The 21,255-nt window shown below is 48.3% G+C and carries 19 protein-coding genes; 7 read left to right on the top strand and 12 right to left on the bottom strand.

Annotation, left to right across the window (positions count from 1 at the left end; translation table 11 throughout):
• Nucleotides 1–335 precede the first annotated feature (335 nt).
• Both B5M13_RS22395 and mtaB read right to left on the bottom strand, forming a co-directional pair.
• On the bottom strand, nt 336–698 hold the full coding sequence (locus tag B5M13_RS22395) for a DUF1304 domain-containing protein (protein ID WP_080057787.1): 363 nt from the start codon (nt 696–698) through the stop codon (nt 336–338).
• Nucleotides 699–830: 132 nt separating this feature from the next.
• Entirely contained in the window at nt 831–2,159 is a 1,329-nt protein-coding gene (mtaB, locus tag B5M13_RS22390) for a tRNA (N(6)-L-threonylcarbamoyladenosine(37)-C(2))-methylthiotransferase MtaB (RefSeq protein WP_080057786.1), read from the bottom strand.
• 159 nt (nt 2,160–2,318) lie between these two features.
• Between mtaB and B5M13_RS22385 the strand changes: the two genes are divergently transcribed.
• From B5M13_RS22385 to B5M13_RS22375, 3 genes are all read left to right on the top strand, one after another.
• A complete protein-coding gene (locus tag B5M13_RS22385) occupies nt 2,319–3,026 on the top strand; it encodes an RsmE family RNA methyltransferase (protein ID WP_080057785.1) in 708 nt (235 codons plus the stop codon).
• Entirely contained in the window at nt 3,023–3,682 is a 660-nt protein-coding gene (locus tag B5M13_RS22380; protein ID WP_080057784.1) for a DUF4159 domain-containing protein, read from the top strand. The genes B5M13_RS22385 and B5M13_RS22380 overlap by 4 nt, the downstream gene beginning before the upstream one ends.
• A 153-nt stretch (nt 3,683–3,835) precedes the next feature.
• Complete coding sequence (locus B5M13_RS22375; protein WP_080057783.1) at nt 3,836–4,648, top strand: acyl-CoA desaturase; 813 nt, start codon at nt 3,836–3,838, stop codon at nt 4,646–4,648.
• Nucleotides 4,649–4,735: 87 nt separating this feature from the next.
• Here B5M13_RS22375 and B5M13_RS22370 read toward each other — a convergent pair whose 3' ends face one another.
• From B5M13_RS22370 to B5M13_RS22360, 3 genes are all read right to left on the bottom strand, one after another.
• A complete protein-coding gene (locus B5M13_RS22370) occupies nt 4,736–5,263 on the bottom strand; it encodes a 5' nucleotidase, NT5C type (RefSeq protein ID WP_080057782.1) in 528 nt (175 codons plus the stop codon).
• 111 nt (nt 5,264–5,374) lie between these two features.
• Nucleotides 5,375–6,841, bottom strand: coding sequence for a dihydrolipoamide acetyltransferase family protein (locus B5M13_RS22365; RefSeq protein WP_080057781.1), 1,467 nt, complete (start codon nt 6,839–6,841; stop codon nt 5,375–5,377).
• 95 nt (nt 6,842–6,936) lie between these two features.
• On the bottom strand, nt 6,937–8,187 hold the full coding sequence (locus B5M13_RS22360) for a competence/damage-inducible protein A (protein WP_080057780.1): 1,251 nt from the start codon (nt 8,185–8,187) through the stop codon (nt 6,937–6,939).
• A gap of 205 nt (nt 8,188–8,392) precedes the next feature.
• On the opposite strand from B5M13_RS22360, the gene B5M13_RS22355 reads away from it, so the two are divergent.
• Nucleotides 8,393–9,160 carry a DUF4197 domain-containing protein gene (locus B5M13_RS22355; RefSeq protein WP_080057779.1) on the top strand — a complete coding sequence of 256 codons (768 nt, stop codon included), beginning with the start codon at nt 8,393–8,395 and terminating at the stop codon, nt 9,158–9,160.
• Between the two features lie 69 nt (nt 9,161–9,229).
• On the opposite strand, the gene B5M13_RS22350 is transcribed toward B5M13_RS22355, so the two are convergent.
• The 3 genes from B5M13_RS22350 to B5M13_RS33550 form a co-directional block, all read right to left on the bottom strand.
• Nucleotides 9,230–9,631 (bottom strand): group III truncated hemoglobin, encoded by a 402-nt coding sequence (locus B5M13_RS22350; RefSeq protein ID WP_080057778.1) that lies wholly within the window; start codon nt 9,629–9,631, stop codon nt 9,230–9,232.
• A 75-nt stretch (nt 9,632–9,706) separates the two neighbouring features.
• Nucleotides 9,707–10,054 carry an ArsC family reductase gene (locus B5M13_RS22345; protein ID WP_080057777.1) on the bottom strand — a complete coding sequence of 116 codons (348 nt, stop codon included), beginning with the start codon at nt 10,052–10,054 and terminating at the stop codon, nt 9,707–9,709.
• 60 nt (nt 10,055–10,114) lie between these two features.
• Nucleotides 10,115–10,273: a hypothetical protein gene (locus B5M13_RS33550; protein WP_155297314.1), complete on the bottom strand. Its 159-nt coding sequence runs from the start codon at nt 10,271–10,273 to the stop codon at nt 10,115–10,117.
• A gap of 104 nt (nt 10,274–10,377) precedes the next feature.
• On the opposite strand from B5M13_RS33550, the gene gldC reads away from it, so the two are divergent.
• On the top strand, nt 10,378–10,731 hold the full coding sequence (gene gldC, locus B5M13_RS22340; protein WP_080057776.1) for a gliding motility protein GldC: 354 nt from the start codon (nt 10,378–10,380) through the stop codon (nt 10,729–10,731).
• 238 nt (nt 10,732–10,969) lie between these two features.
• Complete coding sequence (locus tag B5M13_RS22335) at nt 10,970–12,157, top strand: thioredoxin family protein (RefSeq protein WP_080057775.1); 1,188 nt, start codon at nt 10,970–10,972, stop codon at nt 12,155–12,157.
• A gap of 75 nt (nt 12,158–12,232) precedes the next feature.
• Here B5M13_RS22335 and B5M13_RS22330 read toward each other — a convergent pair whose 3' ends face one another.
• From B5M13_RS22330 to B5M13_RS22320, 3 genes are all read right to left on the bottom strand, one after another.
• Complete coding sequence (locus tag B5M13_RS22330) at nt 12,233–12,997, bottom strand: DUF4397 domain-containing protein (RefSeq protein ID WP_080057774.1); 765 nt, start codon at nt 12,995–12,997, stop codon at nt 12,233–12,235.
• 86 nt (nt 12,998–13,083) lie between these two features.
• Nucleotides 13,084–14,607, bottom strand: a complete 1,524-nt coding sequence (locus B5M13_RS22325) for a SusD/RagB family nutrient-binding outer membrane lipoprotein (protein WP_080057773.1) — start codon at nt 14,605–14,607, stop codon at nt 13,084–13,086.
• Between the two features lie 81 nt (nt 14,608–14,688).
• A complete protein-coding gene (locus tag B5M13_RS22320) occupies nt 14,689–17,865 on the bottom strand; it encodes a SusC/RagA family TonB-linked outer membrane protein (RefSeq protein WP_170061171.1) in 3,177 nt (1,058 codons plus the stop codon).
• Between the two features lie 314 nt (nt 17,866–18,179).
• Here B5M13_RS22320 and B5M13_RS22315 point away from each other — a divergent pair, with 314 nt between their 5' ends.
• Nucleotides 18,180–20,588, top strand: a complete 2,409-nt coding sequence (locus tag B5M13_RS22315; RefSeq protein WP_080057771.1) for an outer membrane beta-barrel protein — start codon at nt 18,180–18,182, stop codon at nt 20,586–20,588.
• Between the two features lie 100 nt (nt 20,589–20,688).
• On the opposite strand, the gene B5M13_RS22310 is transcribed toward B5M13_RS22315, so the two are convergent.
• The gene (locus tag B5M13_RS22310) at nt 20,689–21,243 is read right to left on the bottom strand and encodes a tetratricopeptide repeat protein (RefSeq protein ID WP_080057770.1); all 555 of its coding nucleotides are present in this window, start codon (nt 21,241–21,243) and stop codon (nt 20,689–20,691) included.
• Between the last annotated feature and the right edge of the window lie 12 nt (nt 21,244–21,255).

Genomic DNA, 21,255 nt, shown 5'->3' with positions numbered 1-21,255 from the left:
ATACTGAGCATATTATACATCAACTGAGCCACAGGCACCCTGTCTAGCCATAATGTCTGGCAGTTTTATCTGTGGTTTTGTTGTACTCATGGAGCCGCTCCCACTTGGGGGCGGTTTCCTGTTTTATGCATATGTAAGAATAGTTAGGCATAGAAGCCCTATTAGAACATTACTACTTGGGCCAACAATGGTTTTGTCTTGCTAAATTATGAAGGGAAATAAGTTGTTTAGGCCTAGTTTCAAACGCTTATATGGACTAGGGTTGTTAAACACCATCTTGTAACACATTACAGTATCTGACTATTCTAGGCAGCACCCGATCAACCCGAACGGATTTAGGTCAGCAGCAAAACCAGTAAGGCGATAATGGCGGGCATCGCCTGAACCCAGAAGATAGATTTTTGTGCTGTTAAAGCCCCAAACACACCCGCTACAATGACGCAACCCAGGAAAAAAATAGCGACGTTTACGCACCAGGCTGGGTCCTGAATCAAGAGCGACCAGATCAATCCTGCCGCCAGAAAACCATTATATAGTCCCTGATTGGCCGCCAGTGATTTGGTAGGTTCAAACAACTCAGCCGGAAGCGATCGGAACGTTTTACGGCCACGGGTAGTCCAGGCAAACATTTCCAGCCAAAGTATATAGATGTGTTCCAGGGCAACAAGGCCGATCAGAATTTTGGTAAGTAGGGACATAGAATAAATGAGAGAGTAAAACTTATTGACTTAATCTCAATAGTTTAATTAACCGCAAAGGCGCGAAGACGCAAAGAAATACACTATTGTGAAATACTTTGCGTCTTCGCGCCTTTGCGGTTGATGACTAATTCAATGCTTCTCTAAAACCACTTCAGGCTCTTCGACTTCCATCAAGCCATCGCTGTTAACGGCCGTCAAGCGCACAGGGAGCGTTTCATTGATGAGTAAAGGGTCGTATTTGGCCACAACCCGGACGTAGTTTTCGGTAAATCCCTGCATCAGGCCTTCCTGAACATCTTCTTCAAACAATACAGTGGCTGTTTGGCCAACCTGAGCGTCGTAAAAGGAACGACGTTTTTTGTCTGATAGAATATGTAACATTTTAGACCGCTCGGCCCGTACATGATTGGGCACAATCGGTTTAATACCTAAAGCCGTCGTATTGGGCCGCTCCGAATACGTAAATACGTGCAGATACGAAATCGACAATTCGTTTAGAAACAGATAGGTCTCCTTGAATTCAGTATCTGTTTCGCCAGGATGGCCTACAATCACATCCACACCAATGCAGGCATGCGGCATCAATTCTTTGATTTTCTGGACCCGATCGGCATACAGTTCGCGTTTGTATCGACGACGCATCAGGCCTAACACCCGGTTACTACCTGACTGTAAGGGTATATGAAAATGCGGAACGAATCGTTTCGACTGTGCTACAAAGGCAATGATTTCGTCGGTCAGTAAATTTGGCTCGATGCTGGATATACGGAACCGTTCGATGCCTTCTACGTCGTCCAAGGCTCGTACCAGATCGAAAAATGTTTCCTGCCGCTGGCCATTGATCAGACCAAAGTCACCGATATTTACCCCGGTCAGTACAATCTCCTTTACACCTCTCCCCGCAATTTCCTGGGCTGCTTTTACGACGTTGGCAACGGTATCCGAACGGCTCTTGCCCCGTGCCAGCGGAATGGTGCAGTAGGCACAGGGATAATCGCAGCCGTCCTGTACTTTCAGGAACGTTCGGGTTCGGTCGTTGAGGGAGTAGGAAGCATGGTATTCGATGGCTTCTTCGATGGGAGAGTTGAAAACCTGCGCAGGTTGGCCAGTGGGAACTTTTACAAACGTTGGCATCAGCTCGTGCAGCCGGAATTTCTCCGATGCACCCAATACCGCATCGACACCCGGAATTTCGGAAATCTCCTGTGGCTTCAGTTGGGCATAGCAGCCCAAGATAGCTACATAGCCATCGGGGTTTATCTTCTGAGCTTCGCGGACGATTTTCCGGCATTTTTTGTCGGCATTGTCGGTCACGGAGCAGGTGTTGATGATGAAGATGTCGGGTTGCTCATTGAATTCTACGCGTTCGTATCCATGCTGCTCCATCAGCCGGGCAAGCGTAGACGTTTCGGAAAAATTTAGTTTACAACCGAGTGTATAAAAAGCGACTTTTTTCACAGCAGATGATCTATCTTGCAAAATTACAAAAAAACGACGGGCTGGGTTCCGTTGGCTTTTATTAGCAGTACCCGCCTGTCGTAAGAGGCTATGGTTTTTGCCGTTAGTTTTGGGTCAGTTCCTTTCTAATTTGGCAACAGTCTCATTCATAGAATACATATGCACTTATTTTATCAACCGGATCCGGTTTCTTATTTGAGTGAAGACGATTCGCGCCATGCGGTCAAAACATTGCGTTTAGGGGTTGGCGAGATTATTGCTGTTACGGATGGACACGGAAATCGATACACTGCCGTTATAACTCAGGCCGATGTTCGGCGTTGTGGGTTTCAGATAACCGAGACTGAGACGACACCGGGAAGACCGTTTTCGGTCCGAATCTGTGTGGCGCCAACCAAAAATCTGGACCGTATCGAATGGTTTGTGGAAAAAGCCGTCGAGGTTGGGATTGAGCGGATCAGCTTCTTTTATGGGCAGCATTCCGAGCGTCGGGTGCTCAAACTGGAGCGGCTGGAGAAGATTGCGATTGCAGCTATGAAACAGTCATTGCAGTCGTTTTTACCCCGTCTGGATGAGGCCGTTACCTTTGGTGAACTGACCAAAACAATCGACGAAGCAGAGCGGTTTATTGCACATTTACCTGGCGTGAATTCGTCTGCTAATGAACCAGTGATTAACTTAGCAAAAGTGGCCGTAGCAAACCGTCGATATGCCGTGCTGATTGGACCCGAAGGCGATTTTTCGGAAATCGAATTGCAACAGGCGGCTTCGGCTGGTTTTCGGATGGTAACGCTAGGGGCGAATCGACTCCGAACCGAAACGGCCGCCCTTACAGCCTGTCAGCTATTGAATTTTGTAAATACATGAGAAAGCTACTGCTTGTTTTCACCATTCTGCTGTCGACATCTTTTGTTGTGCAGGCGCAATACGCCTACAAAATTGCCAAGTTAAAATATGGGGGTGGGGGCGACTGGTATGCCAATAAAACCTCGTTGCCGAACCTGATCAAGTTTGCCAATGCTAATCTGCGTATGAACATCTTCCCGGAAGAAGACATCGTAGAAGCCGGAAGCCCCGATATTTTTGGGTATCCGTTTGTCCACATGACGGGTCACGGAAACGTTACGTTCAATGATGCCGAAGTGCAGAATCTGCGTCGGTATCTGATGTCGGGCGGCTTTTTGCATATCGACGACAACTATGGACTGGATAAGTTTATCCGCCGGGAAATGAAAAAAGTATTTCCTGAACTGAATTTTATCGAACTGCCATTCAACCACCCTGTCTATCAGCAAAAGTTTAAATTCCCGAATGGACTACCTAAAGTGCATGAGCATGATGGCAAGGCACCCCAAGGTTTTGGATTGATTTACCAAGGACGGCTGGTTTGTTTTTACAGCTACGAGTGCGATTTAGGCAATGGTTGGGAAGATCAGAGCGTATATAATGACCCCGAAACCGTTCGTCAGCAGGCATTGCGAATGGGAGCCAATCTGCTGCAATATGCAACGACAACAAACTAAAGAGGCTATAGGTCTCTGGCTTTCATAGGATAAATAGATGTGGTCCAGACTTAAATTATTTGAGGAAGCTAGGGCTAATCCAATGGAAATTCGTTAGTTTTGTATTACTATTTTTAGTGACTTGTAGTTTCACCCTTTAATTTAGTAAAGCTTGTGATTGTACTGGCCGCGTTCATTGGGCACTGGTATTTGTCCCTGTTCTGCCAAACATTTTTTTTACACCGCTATTCTGCCCATAAAATGTTCTCAATGAGCAAATTCTGGGAGCGGTTTTTTTACACGCTGACGTATATCTCGCAGGGGTCATCGTACTTGAGCCCACGGGCTTATGCTGTCCTGCATCGAATGCACCACGCGTTCAGTGATACAGAAAAAGATCCTCATTCTCCGCATCATACTAAGAACATCTTCACCATGATGTGGAAAACCAAAGATATTTATAACGCCGTTCTGCACCGTAAATATGCTGTTGAGCGTCAGTTCGACCGTAATTACCCCGAATGGAATTTTATTGAAAAACTGGGTGATTCGTGGGTGTCGCGTATCGGCTGGGGGGTGCTCTACAGCGTATTTTACATTTTTGCCTTCATTTATCTGGATATGCACTGGGCGTTTTTCTTCCTGTTGCCAGTCCATTTTGTAATGGGGCCTGTACATGGAGCTATCATCAACTGGAGTGGTCATAAGTACGGCTATTCGAACTTCGACAACCATGATCAATCGAAAAATTCGCTGGTGTTGGATGTGGTTATGATGGGTGAGCTGTTCCAAAACAACCACCACAAACGGCCTAATGCCGCTAATTTTGGCGCCAAATGGTTTGAATTCGATCCAACCTATCCCCTCATCGGTATTCTGCATAAACTGCACATCGTTCGGTTGCGTCCGTCGGCAGAGGCTAAGAAGGCACAGCAGGAAGTAGGCCATGACCGTCGGGTTGATGTTCAGGAGGAAGTGGAAAGCTAGATTAAAATGGACGTACATAGCCCGAGAAGGCAACGAAAAAGCCCTGAATGTTCAGGGCTTTTTCGTTTTATTTAGAAGAACAAGTAACTACAAAAGCGCTTTAGCGATGTCATGCCATGATTTAACCCGCCGAAACTGAGTGTCTTCACGGTTATGAAGTGCATCGAAAAGAAAGCCCTCTCCCTGAAACGTGCGGAGGTTTCGGGGTAAATCGTCGATCAGATAGTCTGTATTTAGGACACTTTTATCGCCTAGAAAAATATAGTTATGCCAGGTAATGGCCGGAAAGTGCCGTTGCAGCCAGTCCCATTTTTCGCGAAGTGAGTTAGGGAATTCCTGAGCGGCCGATGCCACAAAAACATCATATTTCTGCATCAGCTCGGCAATGACTTCCTGTGCCCCTTCCATCACCTCAATGTCAGCAAAGAAGCCAGGTTCGTACACCCGTTGCGACAAAGCAAGGTATTCATGTTCGTCGAACAGCTCGTGAAAGGACTTTTCTTTCAATTCATCGAGGGTGTAGAGGGGCATTTCGCCCTCCAGATAGAGTTTGACGAATTTAGCGTGTGTGTCGGCCATGACATCATCCATGTCGATGGCAATGCGTTGTTTCATAATTGTCTGATCGGACCGCCGACGCGGCCAGGATTGAAGGGGTTTTAGATTAATCTAATTTCGCTTTTCGCTTCCTTGAAACGCTTCTACAAAATCAGATTAATCCTGAAATCAGCTAAATCCCGGTTTAAATTGTTCAAGATAATCGGCGACGCGCCGGACAAATTGACCGCCTAATGAGCCATCGACAACGCGGTGGTCATACGAGTGGGAAAGGAACATTAATTGACGAATACCAATAAAATCGCCCTGTGGCGTTTCGATGACTGCCGGTTTTTTGACAATGGCACCAAAGGCCATAATCGCAACCTGGGGCTGTACAATGATCGGTGTGCCCATGAGGTTGCCAAACGTACCGATATTGGAGATGGTGTAGGTGCCACCCGCCAAATCGTCGGCTGTTAATTTATTCTCACGGGCCCGTTTGGTCAGATCATTCACCTTTTTTGTCAACCCTACCAGATTATACTGGTCAGCATTATGGATAACGGGGACAATCAGATTACCGTTGGGCAAAGCCACTGCCATACCAATATTGACCTGTTTTTTGACCAGAATCGTATCGCCTTCTACCGAAATATTGATCATCGGGAAGTCTTTGATGGCTTTAACAACGGCTTCAACCAATAGAGGTGTATAGGTCAGGTTTTCGCCAGTCTGCTGTTTGAACTGGTCTTTGACTTTCGTTCGCCATTCGACAACAGGGGTCATATCGGCCTCTACAAACGAACTGACGTGGGGCGAAATCTGCTTCGACTCCACCATGCGCTGGGCAATCATTTTCCGCATCCGATCCATCTGGATGATGTCGGTTTGTCCATTTAGTGAGCGCGGTGCAGTAGGCTGGACGCTGGGTGCTGGGGGCGTGGAGCCTGTAGCGGCAAACTTTCCGAGGTCTTTACCCCTTTGCTCCGTATTCCATGCCCCATGTACTTTCCCTTCTGCCCGGTCAATTACATAAGCCAGAATGTCCTTTTTGGTCAGCCGATTGTCGGCACCAGAGCCCGGAATGCGATCCAGTTCATCGCGTGAAACGGATTCTTCCTTGGCAATATTCAGGACCAGTGGAGAATAAAAGCGGTTGGCGAAAACAGGACCATCATTGGGCAGAACATGTTTGGATGACGTTGTTCCTGTTTCTGGTACAGCCGGACGGCTACTCATGGCCGAAATGCTGGCTTCCAGTTCACGAGCTACTTCGGTAACATCGTGGCTTTCGGCTTCGGGCTGCGATGTTGCCAATTCAGGATTGGCAACATCGCCAATCCCTTTGGGCGTTTCATAGGCGTCGTCGGGTTGGTCGTTGCTGGGTGTGGTAGCTTGTTCCGCAGATTCCTTTGCGACTTCAATACGGGCGATGGGCGCCCCAATCGCAACTACATCACCGTCTTTTACCAACAGTTCTTTCAAAACGCCCGCAAACGGAGCTGGTACTTCCGTGTCAACTTTATCGGTCGCCACTTCCAGTACTGACTCGTCGGCTTCGATACGGTCGCCCGGTTGTTTCAACCAGGTAATAACCGTACATTCCATTATACTTTCGCCCATTTTGGGCATAATCATGTCGATGAGCGCCATATTCGTTAAAGAGCGAGGAGCGGGGAGCGAGGAGTTAAAAGGGCTGACGCATCGTTTACCAACCATTCTCGCTCCCCGCTCCTCAATCCTACATACTAGTTCATAATTTCTTCCCGCAGCATGTTGAGCAAATAGGTGCTGGTAAGCTGGATGTTCTGGTCGCGGTACTGGCCTAGTTTGAGCAGCCGCGTAACCGTACGGGTGTCCGTCGCACAGGCAATCCAGATCGTTCCAACGGGTTTATCGGGTGTACCTCCGTCGGGCCCTGCAATTCCGCTGGTGGCAATTCCTACGTTTGTGCCGAGTGCGGTTCGGACACCTTCGGCCATTTGGCGTACCGTTTCCTCACTTACCGCGCCAAAGAGTTCCAGCGTTTCGGGTTTTACCCCCAGGGAGGCTACTTTTACAGCGTTGCTATAACTTACAATACTTCCCCAGAAATAAGCCGACGACCCTGGCACTTTGGTAATCTGTGATGATACATAACCACCTGTGCAACTTTCAGCAATGCCCAGTGTAAGGTTTTTTTCTTTCAGTAATCGCCCAACCACGTCTTCGAGTTCGTCATTGTCGAAGCCAAATACGTGCTTGCTAATAAGAGGCATTACCTTTTCTACCTGATCGGCCAATTCCTGATCAAGTACGTTCTCATTGTCGCCGGTTGCTGTTAACCGAAGTTTTACCCCACCAAAGCTGGGTAGGTAAGCGAGTTTGATATGGTCGGGTAGGGCGTCTTCCCAGGCTTCGATCCGTTCCGCCAGAAACGATTCGCCAATACCTACCGTCCGAATCATTTTGTGTTTGATGATCGGGGTCTGGAAATGGGTGGTCAGCTTTGGCAAAATCCGGTTCGTCATGAGGTGCTTCATCTCGAAGGGAACCCCCGGAAGCGATACATACACCCGTCCTTCATGTTCAAACCACATGCCTGGAGCGGTTCCCCAATCGTTCTGGATATAAACGGCATTGGCGGGCAGGTCGGCCTGGGCACGGTTTAAGTCGGTCATTTCCCGGCCTCGCTTGGCAAAAAAGCTGGTTACCAAGGCCAGTGCATCGGGATTTCTGACCATGTCGACGCCAAAATAGGTGCAAAGCGTTTTCTTGGTAATGTCGTCTTTGGTTGGGCCCAGGCCACCCGTAATGATGATGACATCAGCCCGTTGATGGGCTTCGTGCAGCACCTGCAGGATAACGTCGGCCTGATCGCCTACCGACGATTTACGAACGGTTCGAATCCCAATGTTGGTAAGTTCGGTGCCAATCCAGGCGGTATTCGTATCGATAATTTGCCCGAACAATATTTCGTCGCCAATAGTAATTACTTCGGCACGGATGGTGTTGGTCATAGAAATGAATAATGAGTAATGGATAATGAATAATGACTTGGAGCCAGCATTCGGGGGTGTGAATGGAAAAAATATTTACTGACTATCAGGATGTTGAAAAATATTTTTCATTCTTCATTATACATTATGCATTCATTGCTGTCAAAAGTACGAAAAAACGATTTAGCGCCATTGTTCGTTACGAAATAGCAACCTGATAAATGCAATGATGAATAAAACCATTTTTACGGCCGCCCTGCTTGCCTTCGCGCTCAGTCAACCAAGCTTTGCTCAAGATTCGACCCGCCAGCAGCAATCCTCCGGGAGCGGCATTTTTGGTAAAATCCTGAAAGCCGTAACCGAAACTGCCCCCACAACATCGGGCGGGCTGACGAGTACCGATATTGCGTCCGGGTTAAAAGAAGCGTTACGGATTGGGGTTACCAATGGATCGAATCAGGCTTCGAAACTGGATGGCTATTTTAAAAACCCATTGTTGAAAATTGCGTTCCCGCCGGAAGCACAAAATGTAGCAACAAGACTGCGCCAGTTGGGCTTTAACAAGCAGGTTGATCAATTTGAGCTATCGATGAACCGGGCTGCCGAGGATGCGGCCAAAAAAGCGGCTCCTGTGTTTGTAAAGGCCATCACATCGATGAGTATTCAGGATGCTGTTGGGATTTTGCGGGGTAATGATGATGCCGCTACCCAGTACCTTCGCCGGACATCGGGACAACAACTCGTAACGGAGTTTACGCCTATTGTCGACAGTACGTTACGGAAAAACAACGCAACCAAATATTATACCGACCTGGCGAATATTTATAACAAGATACCGCTTGTGCAGAAGGTAAATCCGAACCTGACCGAATATGCCACGAATAAAGCTGTTGATGGGCTATTTATTCTGGTTGCTCAGGAAGAAAAGAAGATACGCGAGAACCCGGCTGCACGGGTAACGGACTTATTGAAAAAAGTATTTTCGAAGCAGTAATGTGGGTGGAAACCCGCGTTTTATCGCTATTAAAACTAGGATTTTATAAATCGTGGGTTTCCACTCACGTTACTGCTCCATATACGAGTCATTGTTGATGTACTCCAGTTTATTGGCCCAGACCAACGCAATCTGGGTAGCTCTCTGACGAACCTGTTCGGCGGTTTCGCCAGTGAAGTTTTCGGCTAAGGTTGCCGAAAATAGCTGCAACCATCGTTCGAAGTGGTCGATGGTAAGTGTATGCTGTTGATTGACAATTAGATGAGGTCGGAATGGGTGTCCATCATAGGCATTGTTTCCCAGGATGATCGACTCCCAGAAGGCGTACATCTTAGGCAAATGCTTCGACCAGTCTACCTGGGCCACATCGGTAAAAACAGGGCCGATCAGCGGATCAACCTGTACTTTCTGATAAAAGGAATCGACCAGAAACTTAATGGCTTCCGGCGAATCCAGCGTTTTCCTGGACATAATACGAATTGGTTTTCAACCGGATTTACAGGATGAATCAGAACTTGTAAATCCGGTTGAAAATACAACCGTTAATCAGGCCGAAAACGTTTCCTGGTACTGCTCTTCGTTGAAGCCCAACGCAACAATTTCCCCATCAGACTCGATCAGGGGACGACGAATCACTGATGTTTTATCGAGCATCAAAGCGGTCGCTTCTTCGGCGTTGGTGGGCTTTTCGGCGTCGGTGAGTTTTTTCCAGGTTAAGCCCGATCGGTTTACCAGCTCTTCCCAGGGCTTTTGCTGAAGCCAGCGCTCGATTGTGGTTCGATCGATGCCTTGCTTTTTATAGTCGTGAAATTGGTAGTCGATACCGTAATTAGCGAGCCAGGTACGAGCTTTTTTCACTGTGTCACAATTTGGGATGGCGTAAAGGGTATACATGCGTGTAGTGCAAATCGAACGAACGGACGACTGCAACGTTTGATGAATAAAGCTCCAAAGTTATTGGTCGAGCTGGAAAATGTTGGCATCTGGATTTTTCTTTCCCTGCATCAAATCGGTGATGATTTCGACTGCCAGAATGCTAAACAGAGTGGTATGGTAAGCCCTTAATACCCCATTCTTGTAAAGCCAATACGACTGTCCACTGAGTAGATCCATGATTTGGTTGAATACCAGCGGATCAAACGGTTGTTGAAGGCAGGTGTTTCAAGAATGGCCTGTGGGTGTGTGGGTTTCCAGCTGTACTCCCTAAATTTGTACTTATGAAAAAATCAGATATTAATTTTTCGGTTGAACTCGATAAGGAAAACGTCCCTGAAAAAATCTACTGGGATGCTACCGATAACCCGAATGAAGGGCTCAGCGATACACGGGCTATTGCTATTGCCCTTTGGGATCACTACCACAACAGTACGCTCAAAATTGACCTCTGGACAAAGGATATGGAGGTAATTGATATGAAGCGTTTCCTGATCGAAATCATGAGTGGTATTGCCGACACAGCTATAAATGCAACGGGTGATCAGCAGATGGCGAATGACATTGAGAAAACCTGCCGGGTTCTCAGCAAACGGCTTGAGGAGGAAATTAAACAGCAGCAAAATCAACAGCAGTAGGCACGAAGTCAACACATTGGCCGTTAATTTGCTAAGGTCTGTTTAATCCTATTTTCTTGAGCAAGTAAGCAAATTTAGATTTGGGCATTCTATGTGACCCCGTCAGGGTCACACAAAAATTCGTTCAAGTTAATTCTGCGTGATTGCTTAAATATGGAGACACGGAGAGCACACAGCATAAAGTGATGTCTATGTTTTCTCTGTGTACTCCGTGCCTCCGTGTTTAATTCATTTATTTATGAAAAAAATTCTTCTGCTGCTTCTGGTCGCTAATGTAGCTCTTGCCCAGAAAGCGGGTATTCAGTTTCGGCAAATTCCGGTGGCGGCTGTCTTCCAGGAAGCCCGGCGAGCGAATAAGCCTGTATTCATCGAAATTTTTTCGCCAACCTGTCATGTCTGTCAGAGCTTTATTCCTACGCTGGAAGATGCTCGGGTCGGTAAGTTTTATAACAGCAAGTTTATCAGTACAAAGCTGGATATTAACCAGCCTACAACCCAGCAGTTTCTGACCAGCCGTCATCTGTTTGTGCCTTCGTTACCCCTGTTTCTATATTTCGATCCGCAACAAAATATGGTTCACTTCGCCATGAGTAATAACTCGACGGATGAAGTAATTCGGCATGGGACGAATGCACTGGACCCGAAAACGCGCAGTCAGACGATGCAGTCGCGGTTTCAGCAGGGGGAGCGGTCGGCCAACTTCCTGATCGATTACGCTATGTATGCCCGCATTACACGCGATACAGTGGCGAATATGGCTGCGATGAATGAATATGCTCATCAGCAATCGTCGGCTACCTATGCCAACCAGACGAATTGGGCGGCACTTCAAAAGCTGGTGCTGGACTATGAAAACCCGCTGTTCCAGTATATGCTGAATCACCTCGATACGTACCGAAAAGCATATGGCGCTCAGGAAACTCAGCAGGTGGCCGAAAATATCCTGATGTCGTCGTTATACAGCGGTCGGGGAGCACAGTTTCCAATTTCGAAGATTCTAGACGTAAAACAGGGTTTGATCAAGATCGGTATTGACTCGAAAGTGTCGGCCAATCGGACGCTCCTGCCTGAAGTTAATGCCTATTTTCGGGCCCGGCAGACGGCTAAAGCGGTTGAGCGAATGGATAATCAGGTGAATTCGAACCAGCTAACTGTACCGGAGTATCTGTACATTACCCGATTGTTTAATCGGAGCAGTCCCGATGCCAGCGATGTACCAACCGTTGTGAAATGGGTGAACAAAGGCTTGGCCCTGAAACCCACACCGAAGGATCAGGCTGATCTGTATTATGAACTAGCCGAGGCTTACCGTCGGGGCGGTAAAACTGCCGATGCTCAGAAAGCGGCTCAGAAATCCATGGAACTCGCTCAGGCCAGCCATATCGATACGCGTCGCAATGTTGAGCAGATGGGAAAACTGAAGTAGTTTACACTGATAGTAACAGAAAAGGGTCTCATTGCAATGTGACCCTTTTCTGTTATATAACCTTTTGAGTGAGTCTTAGCGGTTCACCGAAATATTCATCCCCACTGCCTGGGAGCCAGTTCCTCCGAACACACCACGTGCTAGAATTGTATAGAACCGACCTGCATAAGGTTGGATAGTGCCTGAGACTACGCTGGTAGAGCCTCCGGTTGGCCTGATTTGCACCGGAACGGCTGTAGCGCCGTAAGTAATGGCCGGGATAGGCACAAAAGCAGCGGTTCCTTTTAGCGGAGTAATTCCAGTAGCTACTACGGTTCCATTGACAACCAAGTCGTAGATGGCATTAGCGTCGGTTGTTCCCGTTACGAAGTTCAACAGCCTAATATACGCTTTTGTCGGGTCGCTAACCGTTAGATTATCGGTCAGCGTTAGCGTGCTGTAAGTAGGAGAATTCCCATATACGAAAACGGAATAGTAAGTATCGGCCTGGGTGCTTACGTCGGTTGTTGCCACGGTGGCACCAGGCGTAGTCGTTGTACTGGATGGGGCCACTACTTTTACTTTTGCGGTTCCGGGCGTTACCAGTGCATAATCCTGAATCGGAAATGAGTTGTTGTAAGTAACAGTCGCTGCACTAGCAGGAGGAACCGTGTTTACACCCGAAAACCGCTGGTCGTTAATATAAAAATCGACGCCTGACAAATCAGGAGCTAAGTGATAGAACTTCACTCGGGCTCCTGTTGCGGGCGCAACGGAATCCAGAAAGTTAGCCTTGTCTCCACAGGCTAGCACGAACGAGCCCAGGCAGAGAATGAATAAAAACTTTATGATCTGTTTCATAGATGGCATTGAATGAAAGTAGCGTTAAAGTAGGGTTGGAAAACTGGCCACTCTGGATCTGTTGAGGGAAAGTTTCCACTGCTCTACTATTTCTGACTGAACCATTGCTCAACCGTATGATAATCGAGTGCATTGCCGCCGTACTTATCCAGCGAGGCCCGGTTCCAGACATACTCTGAATTATAGCGCGGACGAACCCGATAAGCCACCTTCCCATTGTTGTCAGGGAAAAGCTGCGTACCATTGGGAGGTGTAAAGCCAATATATACGTTCGGATCGTAATGATACCGACGCAGATCGACCCAGGTTTCAATGATACCATGACCTACCAGCGCTAAGTACTTTTGTAGCATGATATCGCTGATTTTGAGCGCGCTGGCCGATTGGGCTACGGCTGCACTGGTCAGGTATTTGGCTTTGTCGGCTGCCGACACACCCGCGTAATCCATGGCTGCCCCAATACCCGCCTGATAAGCTGCTAATGCAGTCGCTTTGTCGCCTTTAATGAAGGCAGCCTCGGCTTTAATAAACTGAATCTCGGTGTACGTCAGGAGTGGGAACGGAGCGCCATCTCTGTAAATGTATTTGCCCGGCGTGGTACCCGACACCACCAGATTCGGTAATTCGCCCCAGAAAGTCGGAATCCGTTTGGTATTGCCATTTACGTTGTTGGGATCACCCTGGGTGGGTACCACACCCCGATAAACACCATCGGGAGAAGCCGACGTGAGAATTGGTTGACGAGGGTCAACAACACCGCCAAATACGCGACCATCGAGCAGGCTGACCAGAAAATCCGTCTGGCGATAGGTACCGAGGTTGCTTCGGGTAACGCCGAAGAAATTCATCAGGGCTGAGTTCCCTCCCGCTGTAAACGGAATGTTAAAGTTATCAGCATTGCTCGCCAACGACTTATTGCAGTAATCGATGACTACATCAGGGTTATAGCTGGATTTGTTGCTGATGTGATGGGCGTTGCGGGCCAGTACACCATAGGTAAACTTGATCCATTTAGTGCGGTCGCCCCCATACACCAGATCACCACGAGCCAGCGATGCCTGCGAAACGGCCCCATCCGTACGGTTAAGGTCGGTCAGGGCATCGTTTGCCAGTTGCTTGACATAGGCATACACATCCTCCTGCTTGTCGTAATCGAACACATACCGGTTTGGCTCGAAGGCTTCTTTAAGCACAATTTCGCCGTGATAGTCAGTTGTGGTCTGCCAGCTCCAGGCAAAGATTGCTTTCGCTACGCCACTATAGTCCCACTTTTGCTTGGCTTTCGCGTCGTCGATCATAAGCTGGATATTCTGACCCAGGTTCCAGTAGTTCATCCGCCAGATCATCCCGGCATTGTCCGAACCAGCATCATATCCCATTCGGTCCCAGTTGTTGTTAGCCGTGGCCTCGCTCCAGTTCTGAATGTATTTGCCAATGAACCGGGAATCGAACTGCTCACCGAAGGCCATCTGGGCAAACATCGGGGGGAGCAAAACATAACCTTCCGCAATCTGAGGGTTAGAGGGATCGCGGTTAATATCCAGGTATTTTTCGCAGCTACTCATCGTTATCAGGCTGAGTAGCAGAGCGAGTAGGGTAAGTCGTTTCATTAATGTATGATATAGGGTATGTGGTATATGGTGTAAGAATGAGCTTAGGCTATACATTCTGCATCATATATCCTATATAAGTTAGAAGCCTACGCGCAGACCGGCCGAGAAACCACGGGGAACCGATAACGTGCCGAAATCAATACCACCGGCACCGACACCACCCGATGTCGCCGTAGTACCATTTACGTTTGGATCAGCCCCGGTATAGTTGGTCAGCAGGAATAAATCGGTCCCGTTAACGAACACACTGGCCTGTTTGAACACTTTCGATTTGTTCAGCAGGGCTGTTGGTAGCACATAGCTTAACGTTACATCACGCAGACGTAGCCAGTTGATGTCTTTCTCGACAAACTCCGACTCAGGAATCGAGTTATAATAATCCGTGGATCGTAACGAAGGAATGATCTGAATCGTATTAGGCGTTGGCGTGCCTGTATCTTCCTTGCCATCGCGCAGAACGCCCTTGAATACGACCGGCGTATCGCGATCAAGCGTCTTTTTGCTTAGGCCTGAGCGCCAGAGATACATAGCCGTTCCATTGAACACATCACCCCCTTTGCGAATGTCGAGCAGGAACGACAGGCTCAGCGACTTGTACCGGAACGAGTTAGTCAGACCAATCGTGAAATCGGGATTACGGTCGCCAATGGGCAGGAAGGTGGCATTGGTAATGGGCAGACCTGTGGCTGGATTGACCAGAATATCGCCGTTTTTGTTGCGAGCATAACTATATCCGCCAATGGCCGTAGCCGAACCGCTGCCTCGTTGGTAATAGTTGAAGTTATAGCTTCGGTAGGCAGCATTGTCGCTTGGGAAATAGGATGGCAGATTACTTACGAACGCACTGGAACGGGCATTGCCATACAGCCAGGTGTCGGAGTTGTAGTATTCTGGCACGTCGGCAGGCAGGCTTTTCACATCCGTTTTCAACTTCGAGAAGTTCAGAATGACATCCCAGCCGAAATCTGCCTTTTTCACAGGTGAGCCTTTCAATTGCAGCTCAACGCCCCGGTTGTTGAATGTGCCCCCGTTCAGCAGTCCGAAAATGAATCCGGTGGCATAGCTAAGCCGTTGGGTAACAATCTGCTGGGAAAGTGTTTTGTTGTAGTAGGCAAAGTCGAGGCCAAGGCGTCCGCCAAAAAACATCAACTCGGTACCTACTTCATAACTTTCGCCACGTTCGGGCTTCAGATCGGGATTGCTGCCGTAAAAGTCATAGGCAAAACCACCACCCGTAGAGGTCTGCGGTACCAGCGTAGCGGCTACTTTGTAAGGAGGAGCATCGCGTCCCGTCTGGCCGTAACTGGCCCGAAGTTTACCATAGTAAAAGGTATTTCCACGCGCTTTGAGAGCTGGGAGATCCGAGAAATTGAACGCCAGCGAAGCCGCCGGGTAGAAGAAGCTCCGGTTGGCTGCAGGCAGGGTCGATGACCAGTCATTACGGCCAGTAACGGTCAGAATCAGCAGTTCGTCATAATTCAACGTCAGGCTTCCCAGCACACTTTGCAGCCGTTGTTGTGTCTGCGTGTATTTGTTCCGTTGCGTAGTTGGGTCGGTGTTGTTCGTTGAGTTGAAATCAGGCAGATAGAGCCGTTCACCGTAGGCTGTCGTAACTTTATAATTCCGGTCGTCTATAGTGGTTCCGAGCAGGAGGGAAGTGCTTAGCTTCCCAAAGTTCTTTTTGAGTGTCGCAAGCAGGTTCCCGTTTAACAGTTGGCTATTCTCCAATGCATTTTCAACCGAGCCTTTGGTCGAGTATCCGCCGAGTGTGACATCCGTACCCTGCCAGGATTCTGGACTCAGGAAGAGGTTACTTTGAGTCGAATACAGGTCAGCGCCGAAACGACCTGTCAGGTTCAGCCAGGGCGTTGGGTTATAGTTCAACTGGAAGTTGGCAATGGTCCGGTTAGTGATGTCGCCACTCTTGTTTTTGTTGACCGAAAAGAAAGGGTTGTCGGTTTCGCCCTGGTTGATGCTACCACCCAGAATTCGTCGTGTGCCATCTGGATTCAGGTAGTTCCGAACGTCATCGTTGGCAGGCCAGGCAAGCAGACTGATCAGAAACCCATTGTTTCCCCGGATAGCCTTCGTTACCTGCGAATTGACGTAATTCAACGAGGTCATAACGTCCAGTTTCGGGCTGAGCCGTGCCGTACCCGTAAGCCGTACCGACAGCCGTTTGTAACCCGTGGTCGGTACAACCCCCGTCTGATTGGTGTAGTTGGTCGATAGTCGATAGGTAGCTACATCGCTCCCTCCTTCAAAGCCCAGATTATGAACCTGGGTAAAGCCTTTCTGGAAAAAGTTATGAACGTTGTCATAGATCGGCGTATCTGACGGATATTTCGGGCCAAAATAAGCGGGTATGGTAGCGGCACTGGGGTTCGCATAGCCCTGTGTACCCCGGCCATATACCGTCTGTACTTCTGGGAAACGATAAACTTCCGTCGTTTGAAATCGGTTGTCATAGGTTACCCGGCCAGCGCCTTTTCCACCTTTTTTCGTCGTAATCACGATGGCACCCGAAGACGCGTCAATACCGTACAGAGCAGCCGCTTCAGGGCCTTTCAGGACGGTGATGCTCTCAATGTCGTTCGGATTGATGTCGGCGGCCCGGTTTAGGTAGTCGTTATCGCGGTTGGGGCGGTTGGAAACCAGTGCCCCCTGATTGAACGTCCGGTTGTCTATAGGCAATCCGTCGACGACGAACAGGGGCTGGTTATTACCGCCAATTGAACTGGCTCCGCGTAACTGAATCATCGCCGAAGAACCGGGGGTACCTGATGTCGTGGTCATGGTCAGACCGGCTACGCGGCCCTGCATACCCACCAGGAAGTTATCACGCTGGGCGTTGGCAATATCCTGTCCTTTTACCAGGCCAACCGAATACCCCAATGCCCGTTGTTCCTGCTTGATACCGAGGGCCGTTACGACGACTTCGTTCAGTTCTGATTCTGATTCGGCCAGGCTGATGTTGATTTGACTTTGCGCACCTACTTCAACTGTTTGGGCGACCATTCCGATCAGGCTGAATACCAGCGTAGCATTGGGTCCAACGGTAAGTTTGTAGTTACCGGCTCCATCGGTTGTAGTACCACGGGTTGTGCCTTTGACTTGTACGTTTGCACCAGGGAGGGGACTGCCATCTTTGGCCGATGTGACTTTACCCGTGACCGTGCGATCCTGAGCGTACACTTTCGTCAGCATGACCAGACTCACCAGCAGTATACAAATACTGCGTATACATGCTCTCATAAGCAGATAGTTTGGGTTAGTTGATGAAAAAAATAAATTAAAACTGAGTTAACGGGGCAAAGAAACAAAAATATAGGTTCAGTAGAGTAAAGAATTGACTTTTAAAAATGACCCGAAAGGGGCTGCCTATAGGTATAGTTGATTAACTGCCTTGGTAATCAGTTTTGTAGAATTATGTGTAGGTACTTTAAATAGCTGCATAAATAATATTTTGAAATCGTTCGGTTAGGATGCGTTTTATGCGTATGGAGCAAAAGCCTTCATTAGTCGTTTCGTTGACAAACGATTACTTTTGTCGGGTAACTTGTTTTTAAATGATTCGTTTCTACACCATCTTGTTCTGCTTTTTTCTTACGCTAAGTAGATCATCTCTACTTTTTGCCCAGCCTAATCCACTTCGCATTCGTATCCAGGAAGCCAATCAACAGGCGGTTATTGGGGCAACCCTACAACTGACCGACCGAGCCGATACGACCCGTAAGCTGTATGTGCTGAGTGATACGGCAGGCCGGGCTACGTTTACCTTGGCGCCTGGCCATTCCTACCGGCTTCTGGTGACTTCGGTGGGGTATAAGCCGCTTCGAAAAGAGCCTTTACTAGCCTCAACACAGCCGTTATTGACTTTGGTAATGACACCCGACAATGTACAACTAGGGGCTGTGTCGGTAACGGCTGCTAAACCTCTGGTGCGGCAGGAAGACGATAAGATGATTGTTGACCCGGAGCCTGTAGCGGCTACAAGTACCAGCGCTTACGAATTACTGGAAAAGACGCCGGGGCTTTTTCTGGACCCGGATGGAAACGTGTATCTGAGCAGTACAACCCCCGCTACGATTTACATCAATGGGCGGGAACAGAAAATGAGTGCCGCCGATATAGCTTCTATTTTGAAAAGCCTGCCGCCGAATAGCATAGCACGTATGGAGATTCTTCGAACCCCTTCGGCGCGATATGATGCCAGTAGTAGTGGTGGGGTTGTGAATATTGTCCTGAAGAAAGGAATTAGCCTTGGGATGACCGGGTCCGCCAACGCGGGTTTTAACCAGGGACGATTTGGTAATCAGTTTGTTGGGTTGAATCTGAACAATAGCCGGGGCAAACGGACATCCTATTTGAATCTGAATTATACCCACCGGGATTCGTATGAGCAGATTCTGACGAATCGAGCGTTTTCGCCCGATTCTATTTTGCGGCAGGACGCGTATACAACGTACCCGGCTCATGTTTTTTACACCGGGTATGGATTAGGACTTGAGCTTTCCCGGAAATGGGATATAAGTCTGGATGGTCGCTTTTCCTGGAATCAGTCGTCGTCATCGGCTGTCAATCGGAATCAGATCAGCCAGCTTAGTCTCAACCGGTTGGTGTCGGATAATTTGAATCTGACGGATGGCTCCAATCGGATGCTTTCGATTAGTCAGGGAGCGAACCTGAAATATAAAATCGATACGCTGGGTTCTGAATGGATTACTGATGTATCGTACAACTATACGGGTAATCGGAGCGAACAGGTATTCTCAACGCAGTACCTGCTGCCCGAACGCCCGGAGACGCGTGGCGATGGTAACTTTGATTCGCAACGCCAATTGATTGCCCTGCAAACCGATCTGAAATATAAGCTCACCAAAACAATTACGGTTGAAACTGGAGCCAAACTGACCTGGCAGCAATTTACCAGCCAGCAGGATTATTTTACGGTGATCGCGAATCAGCGGCAGCCAACCGTTAGCCGGACGAATGCCTTTGAGTATCGGGAAAATATCAATGCGGCCTATGCGCAGGCGTCCAAAACAGTCGGACCATTCCTGTTGAAAGCAGGCCTTCGGTTGGAGAACACGAATATGAATGGGCATCAGCGAATCCCGACGGATACGTCGTTTAAACTAAGCCGGACCGATTTGTTCCCATATGTATACCTGAGTCGTCGGGTCGCTAAAATAGCCGGATATGAACTACGAAGCTATCTGGTGTATCGTCGATCGATTACCCGTCCGGCCTACGATTACCTGAATCCCGCAGCCCGTTATGTCGATCAATACCTGTACGACCGGGGTAATCCGGCGCTGCGCCCCCAATTCACCGAAAACTATGAGATAAACATCAGCGTAGAAGATCGGCCTTTGTTTGCCATCGGGCAGAACAATACTCGTGATATTTTTACGAATGTGGTGTATCAGGACCCCGTTAATCGGAGTGTTGCGTATCGCACATACGACAATCTGGGTACGAATAAAGAGACGTATTTCCGGGTATTAGCTGGTATTCCGCCCATCAAGCGGTATTTCTTCGTAGTGGGAGCGCAGTACAATTACAACGAGTATTCGGGTGTGTATGAAAATCGTCCGCTAAACTTTAAGCGAGGAAGCTGGTCATTTTTTACCTATCATTCACTTAAAATCGATACCCGCTCTACCTTAACCCTAAATGGGTTTTTTCGCACGAAAGGGCAACTTCAATTTTATGAGTTGAGTAATTTCGGGGCGCTGAACCTGAGCTTGAACCGGAAATTTGTGCAGGATAAACTGATGGTGACTCTGACAGCGAACGACATCTTTTTTACGAATTTTTACGACTTTACCCTTCAGCAAGGGACTGTGTCCGCCAATGGATTACGTCGAAACGATACCCGTCGATTTGGATTGACGTTGCGGTATAACTTTGGCCTGCGCAAAAAGGAAGAGCGAGTAAATATGTTCAACATCGATGCTCAGCCGCAGAATTGAGAACAGGCCGCAGATTGGTATGATTCATATGATTTACACAGATCTTAACCAGTCATAGCCGAAGCCTCGGCCTGGCATCATAACAATCTGCGTTTTATTCTTATTTTCCCTGATAAATAGGCCGTGTAAACGGTGGTTGAAGGAGCAAATGGAATGAGTTTTCATCGCCCAGCACGACCGCCCGACGCAGGTCGTTTTCGGCCTGGGGAAGCTGCCGAAGCTGAATCCGGGCTAATGCTCGCCAGCGATAGGCATCCGGTTGCTCATCGTGGTAATGCCATACGGCTTTGTCGAACTCCCGGAACGCTAGCTGAAATTCAGCCGTGTGGTAATAAGCTATGCCCCGATCCAGGTAACATTCGGCCAGGGTATTATCCCGGCTGATGGCTTCGGTTAGGTCGTAGATGGCCGAGTAGTAATTTTGCTGAACAAGCTGACACTTACCCCGATATGCATACGCAATGGCTGATTTGGGGTATTGCCGAACGGCGTTGTCGAAGTAAGAGTAGGCTTCCGAAATATTGCGCTGCTGAACCAGATCGATGCCTCTTCGAAACCGTTTCAGGTCTTTATCAGAGACAGTGTCGTGGTCAACCAGGAAATACCGGATGGTCAGATAAATTCCAAAAAGCAGACATAACAGGGTAACTTCCATATCTCTTCTGGT

This window comes from Spirosoma aerolatum, assembly GCF_002056795.1.
Classification (GTDB): domain Bacteria; phylum Bacteroidota; class Bacteroidia; order Cytophagales; family Spirosomataceae; genus Spirosoma; species Spirosoma aerolatum.
The sequence above is the reverse complement of the archived record's forward strand: the minus strand, read 5'-3'. Positions and strand labels throughout refer to the sequence as shown.